Origin of the sequence: Acinetobacter sp. YH12241 (assembly GCF_013417535.1) — a bacterium.
Taxonomy (GTDB): domain Bacteria; phylum Pseudomonadota; class Gammaproteobacteria; order Pseudomonadales; family Moraxellaceae; genus Acinetobacter.
The window spans coordinates 43,964-50,904 of sequence record NZ_VPDQ01000019.1 but is presented as its reverse complement, the minus strand read 5'-3'; the positions used below and the strand labels follow the sequence as shown (position 1 = coordinate 50,904).

Sequence of the window (6,941 nt, the reverse complement as noted above, 5' to 3'; positions counted from 1 at the left end):
CACTTAAAACAGCGCAATAAGATAGAGACTTTATTCAGTTTATTGAAAGGTCAGTACAATTTAGTGACAAGCAAAGCACGTAGTGTTCATGGATTTCTAGGAGGGATTTACGCGTCCTTGTGTGCATGTCAACTGATCCATAAAAATAAGCCAACAATTCAAATTATGAAGTCATCGGCTTAAGCAGGATTCGGGTTATTGATAGAAAGAATTAAACAAGATATACATCTATAATCTAATATGAATAGCCAATAATTATAATTTTTACATATATTTAAACTTTATTTAGCAGATATCACTCTTTATCTTATTTAATGGGTTTAAGTACCTATATAGATCTAGTTTTTTCTCAATTTTCCTCGCTAAGAAACCCAAGAATAGAACGGCAATGACCATCAAGTTTTAGTATATAAAATGAGCAAAAGACCAAATATTTTTTTATTACGCAATTCGAATTGGTAAATTTTTGTACAAAAGAACTGATGTAGAAAAAATATTTATAGGTAGTATTATTTTTATTAATATTATATTTATTTTATCTTAAATTATTGAATTTAAAATTTAAAATTTTCTTAAATTAAAATTAACAAAAGAATTAGATTAGCTAAACTTCATAACATTATTAATACTTTTCCTTCATTATTTGAAACTAAAAAATTAAATGAGTGTACTATATTTAGTAAAAACGTGATTAAGGTGAAGCATTTAATGTCTATTTCTCCCTTATCTAAGGCTGTCTATACATCCTTAGTTGGATTGCTATTGGCAAATACAACTACTCAGGCCGCTGATGCATTTAGTGCAGAAAGTCCGTGGATGTTGGGTGACTGGAATGGTCAACGTATCCAGCTTCAAGAGCAGGGCTATGATTTTAGCTTTGGATATACAGGTGAAATGGCGACTTTACTTGACGCGAAACGCTCAAATAGCCATGGCACAGAATATACAGGTCAGTTAAACCTGGGTGCTCATCTGGATCTGGAAAAAATTGCTGGCTGGCAAGACACTGAAGCACAAATTACAGTAACTCATCGTGATGGTCGCAACCTTTCGAATACTTCTGATGCGCTTACAGGACATTTAAGTTCAGTTCAGGAAGTATGGGGTCGCGGTCAAACTTGGCGTCTAACAGATTTCTGGATCAAGAAACAATTCTTGGATCAAAAACTGGATGTAAAAGTCGGACGTTTTGGTGAAGGTGAAGACTTTAACAGTTTTGATTGTGACTTCCAGAATCTGGCATTGTGCGGTTCACAAGTGGGTAACTGGGTAGGGGATCAATGGTATAACTGGCCGGTTTCTCAATGGGCTGCGCGGGTTAAATATAACGTTACCCCGGAAGTTTATACCCAGGTCGGTGTCTATGAATATAACCCTGAGAATCTGGAACGCGGCAAAGGCTTTAACCTGAGCACAGACGGATCTAAAGGCGCGATCATTCCTGCAGAAGTGGTCTGGACACCGAAACTGGGTGAGCAAAAACTGCCAGGTGAATATCGTGCCGGTTATTACTACAGTACCGCTGATGCCAAAATATTTGATGGCGTGACTCCACAAGATGAACAAACCCAAAATGGTCATCATCACGGGGGGTGGATTGTAGCTAAGCAACAGCTGACTTCACATCAAGGGGATACATCACGAGGTTTAAGCGGTTTCGTGAACGTCACTGTTCATGACTCTAAAACCAACCAAGTTAGTGATATGCAAAATGTCGGTCTTGTCTACAAAGGTGCGATGAATGCCCGCCCACAGGATGAAATCGCTTTGGGTGTTGCACGCATCAATATGAACAATGATGTATTGGGTAACCGTAGTGAAGAAGTCGATGCGGAAATCTATTACGGCATTCATGCAACTAACTGGCTAACCATCCGTCCAAACCTGCAATATGTCCATCATGTCGGCGCATATAAAGACGGTGAAAATGTCTGGGTAGGCGGAATCAAGTTTAATACGTCGTTCTAATCGGAGTTTTTAGTTGCAAATACACAATTGATTCTTCCATTACTTTGGGGCATTGATGAACTGATACTCCAAGTATTCATGTATTTATAACTAAGAACTTAACAATATGGTGTCTATGCCGCTTAAGTGCTTAGACGTTCAAGAAATCAAAAAAAAGGTGTTCAATATGAATACTTCGTCTTCAGGTTCAGTACTGAAAACGATTCTGGCAGCTATTGCTGCCATTTTCGGTTTGGTTCTGCTATTTGGAGGAATATATCTGGCAACACTTGGTGGGTCTTGGTACTACATCATTGCCGGTCTGTTCTTCCTGGCGACAGCCGTGTTATTACAAAAACGTAAAAGCACAGCTCTTATTGTTTATGCAGTATTGGTCCTTGGTACAGTGGTATGGGGGCTTTGGGAAGTGGGTTCAGACTTCTTTGCACTGGCACCACGTCTGGATATTTTAGGCCTATTCGGTCTGGCCCTGCTGATTCCTGCAGTGACTCGTGGTTTTGGTGACAGCAAAGCTGCAAAAATGGCGCTGACTGGCTCGCTGGCAATTACGATTGCTGTCATGATTTATTCTGTATTTAATGACCCACAGGAAATCCGTGGCGAATTAACATCACAGCAACCTGCAGTCCATCAATCTATTCCAGGTATTGCCGATGAAGACTGGCCTGCTTATGGTCGTACTCAGTCAGGTTTACGTTATTCTCCATTAAAACAGATCAATTCTGAAAACGTAAAAGATCTTGAACTGGCTTGGGAATTCCGTACTGGCGATACTAAAACAGATAAAGACTCTGGTGAAACCACCAATCAGGTGACTCCAATTAAAGTGGGGAACAACCTGTTCATGTGTTCAACTCACCAATATCTGATTGCACTTGATCCTGCGACTGGTAAGGAAAAATGGCGCTTCGATCCTAAACTGAAAGCGGACAATACCTTCCAGCATTTAACTTGTCGTGGCGTATCTTATTATGATGCGAACAATACTGCAGGTTTTGAAAGCAGCCTGGCTGCACGTTCAACAACTTCTGCTGAATGTCCTCAGAAAGTGATCTTACCGGTCAATGATGGACGTCTGGTCGCAGTGAATGCGACTACTGGTAAAGTATGTTCTGACTTTGGTAACAATGGTGAAGTTGATCTGCAAAAAGACATGCCATTTCCATATCCAGGCGGTTATAACCCGACTTCACCTCCAGTGATCACAGGTACAACCATCATTATCGCGGGTTCAACAACGGATAACTACTCGACTGAAGAACCTTCAGGTGTAATCCGTGGTTATGACATAAATACCGGTGAATTATTATGGGTATTTGATACTGGCGCAGAAGATCCAAACGCGATTCCAGCTCCTGGTCAAAAATTCGTAAATAACTCACCAAACGCATGGGCACCATTGGCTTATGATGCACAGTTGGATATCGTCTATGTACCAACAGGTGTAGGCACACCGGATATCTACGGTGGTCACCGTACTGAGCTAGACGAGCGTTATGCAAACTCTATGCTGGCACTGAATGCGTCAACTGGTAAATTGATCTGGAACTTCCAGACGACCCATCATGACCTTTGGGATATGGATGTACCAGCTCAACCGACATTGACTGATATCAAAGACAAAAACGGGAACATGGTTCCAGCGATCTATGTGCTGACCAAAACCGGTAATGCCTTTGTGTTAGACCGTCGTACAGGTGAAGCGATCGTTTCGATTACTGAAAAACCAGTACCTCAGTCAGTAAAACGCGGTCCGCAAACTAAAGGCGAGTGGTATTCAAAAACTCAACCATTCTCTGACTTTAACCTGGCACCTAAAGATAAATTGACTGATAAAGACATGTGGGGTGCCACTATGTTTGACCAGTTGATGTGTCGTGTATCGTTCAAGAAATTAAACTATGACGGTATTTATACACCTCCATCTGAAAATGGTACGTTGGTGTTCCCAGGTAACCTCGGTGTATTCGAATGGGGCGGTATGTCAGTCAACCCAGATCGTCAAATTGCATTGACCAATCCAATTGGTTTGCCATTCGTGACTCGCTTAATTCCTGCTGATCCTAACCGTGAGCAAACTGCCAAAGGTGCAGGTACAGAAGCGGGCGTACAACCAATGTATGGCGTGCCTTATGGCGTAGAAATCAGTGCCTTCCTGTCTCCATTCGGCTTGCCATGTAAGCAACCTGCATGGGGTTATGTGGCTGGTGTTGACCTGACCAATCATGAGATCGCTTGGAAACGTCGTATTGGTACCATCCGTGACAGTATGCCAGGTATTCCATTGCCTCCATTCAAAATGGGTGTACCGATGTTAGGTGGTCCAATCTCGACTGCGGGTAATGTGATGTTTGTTGGTGCAACTCAAGACAACTACATTCGTGCGATCAATGTAACTAATGGTGATGAGCTGTGGAAAGGTCGTCTACCTGCAGGTGGTCAAGCGACGCCAATGACTTATGAAGCCAATGGTAAGCAGTATGTTGTGATTATGGCGGGTGGTCACGGTTCCTTCGGTACCAAAATGGGTGATTCTTTGGTTGCCTATGCACTACCTGACAATAAATAATGAAGTTTTATAGTTAAGTAAAAAAGCCTGATTCGTCAGGCTTTTTTATGCAAAATACAGGCTGTTATGACAATAAAGCTTGATTAGAAAATCATGAACCTTTAGCTCGGCTTTCCTGCAAGTATTCAGTTTGATCTTATGCAGATGCTGAGTCTTCAAAATTAATAAGACACTTTTAAAACGTTTGAACTCCCATGGCATGAGTGAATGCCAGATATCAGGAATATTAGCTATGCATCTTCATACCACGCGGTTGCCGATGAAATCGACTTTATCCTGTCTGATTGCTTGTATCAGTCAAGGAATTTATGCGGAAGAACCGGTTACAGAGGTACAGCGACTGGCTCCCATTGTGGTTGAAGCAACCCGTACAGACCGTACCATTCTAGAAACACCGGCATCTGCCTATTATCTGAATCAGGAACAACAAAATAGCTTAAATGTAAACCTGTCTGAAACCTTAAAAGGGGTGCCGGGTTTGCAGCTGAATAACCGCGAAAATTATGCTCAGGATTTACAGATATCAATGCGGGGCTTCGGTGCACGTTCGACTTTCGGTGTGCGAGGAGTACGTTTATATGTAGACGGTATTCCTGCGACTATGCCGGATGGGCAGGGGCAAACCTCGAATATTGACCTGAATAGCTTGGATCATATTGAAGTGCTGAGTGGGCCATTTTCTTCGCTATATGGTAATTCTTCTGGCGGAACCATCCTGACACAAAGCCGTGAAGGGCAGGGACCTGATTCAGTCACTTTGGGATATTCGGGTGGCAGTCAGAATAAAGGCCAAACGAACCTGGTGCTACAAGGTGGTTCAGAAAATGCTTCTGAACCAAGCTATATCATCAGTTCATCTTATTTTGATACCGATGGTTTCCGTGATCATAGTGGTGCACATAAAGTACTGAACAATGCCAAGCTGACTTGGGATCTGGACGATGGCTCTAAAATTAACTGGGTCAATAACTATGTCAAAATTACAGCAGATGATCCAGGTGGTTTAACACGTGAACAATGGCGAGCAAATCCTAAACAGGTGGCAGCAAATGTACTGCTATATAATGCACGTAAAGAAATTGAGCAATTTCAAACTGGATTAACCTGGAACAAGCCGATCAATGATCAGCATGAATTGTACGGTATGGCGTATTGGGGGCAGCGTGAAGTCACTCAATATCAATCTATTCCAAGTACAGCACAAAGTGGCCCAAATCATGCTGGTGGTGTCATTGATTTTGATCGTCAGTTTTATGGAGCAGATCTTCGCTGGACCGGAACAGATATTTTACAAAACACTAAATTGATTGCTGGTGTGGCTGTAGATGGTATGACCGAAGACCGCAAAGGCTATCAAAACTTTGTCGGCAATACTTTAGGCATTAAAGGTGAACTCCGTCGTAATGAAGATAATACGCTTTGGAATGCAGATCCTTATATTCAAGCATCTTATAACTTTGCGCCAGATTGGACTTTAGATGCTGGTTTGCGTTATAGCAATGTGCATTTTAAATCTGAAGACCGTTACCTAAGCAATGGCGATAATTCAGGTAAAACGACTTATGAGCAAGTACTGCCTTCAGTTGCATTAAGTTGGAAAATTCTTCCTGAATTAGTGACTTATACAAGCTTTGCACAAGGTTTTGAAACACCAACATTTACCGAAATGGCTTATCCGGCTGATGGCAGCAATGATGTATTAAGCTTAAAAGCGGCTGAAAGTGAAACTTATGAACTGGGATTAAAATCTGCGAATCGCTTCGGTGATATGACCTTAGCAGCATTTCAGACTCAAACCAAAAATGACATTGTTTCTGCGGGAAGTGATGGCGGGCGCTCAACGTTTCGTAATGCAGATAAAACTCTAAGAAAAGGATTAGAGCTATCTTGGAGTAAAGACCTCTGGCGTGATCTGGCAGCTCAAGCCAGCTATAGCTATATCGATGCAACTTTTGATGCAGATATACCAGAGCTTTTTGATGACAAGGGAGAAGTTGTAGTATCTAGAGTTGCTGCAGGAAACTATATTCCCGGGATTGCTAAAAATCAGGCTTTTATCAGTCTAGGCTGGAAACCTGAAAATGGTTTTAATGCAGGTCTCGATGTACGTTACTCAGACCGAATTTATGTTAACGACATTAACTCACAATATGCACCAAGTTATACAGTGGCTGGGGCTAATGTAGGCTATAACTGGAATGTCAAAGATTTGTCTGTAAAAACGTTTGCACGCGTAGATAATCTGTTTGATAAGGATTATTCAGGCTCAGTCATTGTCAACGAAAGCAATGGTCGTTTCTATGAACCTGCAGAAGGTCGTAACTGGAGTGCTGGGTTAAGCGTGACAAAAGAGTTTTAATTTAAATCTGATTTAAGCTTTCTTAATTTATTCAAGATTCATGTT

At 41.6% G+C, this 6,941-nt stretch carries 3 protein-coding genes and 1 pseudogene; all 4 read left to right on the top strand.

Going from position 1 to position 6,941, the window contains the following annotated elements:
* A pseudogene (locus FTV18_RS11160) lies at nt 1-183 on the top strand (IS982 family transposase); the annotation flags it as partial.
* A 525-nt stretch (nt 184-708) separates the two neighbouring features.
* Nucleotides 709-1,968 (top strand): carbohydrate porin, encoded by a 1,260-nt coding sequence (locus tag FTV18_RS11155; protein WP_159124557.1) that lies wholly within the window; start codon nt 709-711, stop codon nt 1,966-1,968.
* Nucleotides 1,969-2,134: 166 nt separating this feature from the next.
* On the top strand, nt 2,135-4,537 hold the full coding sequence (locus FTV18_RS11150; protein WP_180018122.1) for a glucose/quinate/shikimate family membrane-bound PQQ-dependent dehydrogenase: 2,403 nt from the start codon (nt 2,135-2,137) through the stop codon (nt 4,535-4,537).
* Nucleotides 4,538-4,769: 232 nt separating this feature from the next.
* Nucleotides 4,770-6,896, top strand: coding sequence for a TonB-dependent receptor (locus tag FTV18_RS11145; RefSeq protein ID WP_180018120.1), 2,127 nt, complete (start codon nt 4,770-4,772; stop codon nt 6,894-6,896).
* The last annotated feature ends 45 nt before the right edge of the window (nt 6,897-6,941 follow it).

Bases quoted from the DNA above. Each gene is read 5' to 3' on its own strand.
- FTV18_RS11155 (WP_159124557.1), top strand. From the start codon at position 709: ATGTCTATTTCTCCCTTATCTAAGGCTGTCTATACATCCTTAGTTGGA.
- FTV18_RS11150 (WP_180018122.1), top strand. From the start codon at position 2,135: ATGAATACTTCGTCTTCAGGTTCAGTACTGAAAACGATTCTGGCAGCT.
- FTV18_RS11145 (WP_180018120.1), top strand. From the start codon at position 4,770: ATGCATCTTCATACCACGCGGTTGCCGATGAAATCGACTTTATCCTGT.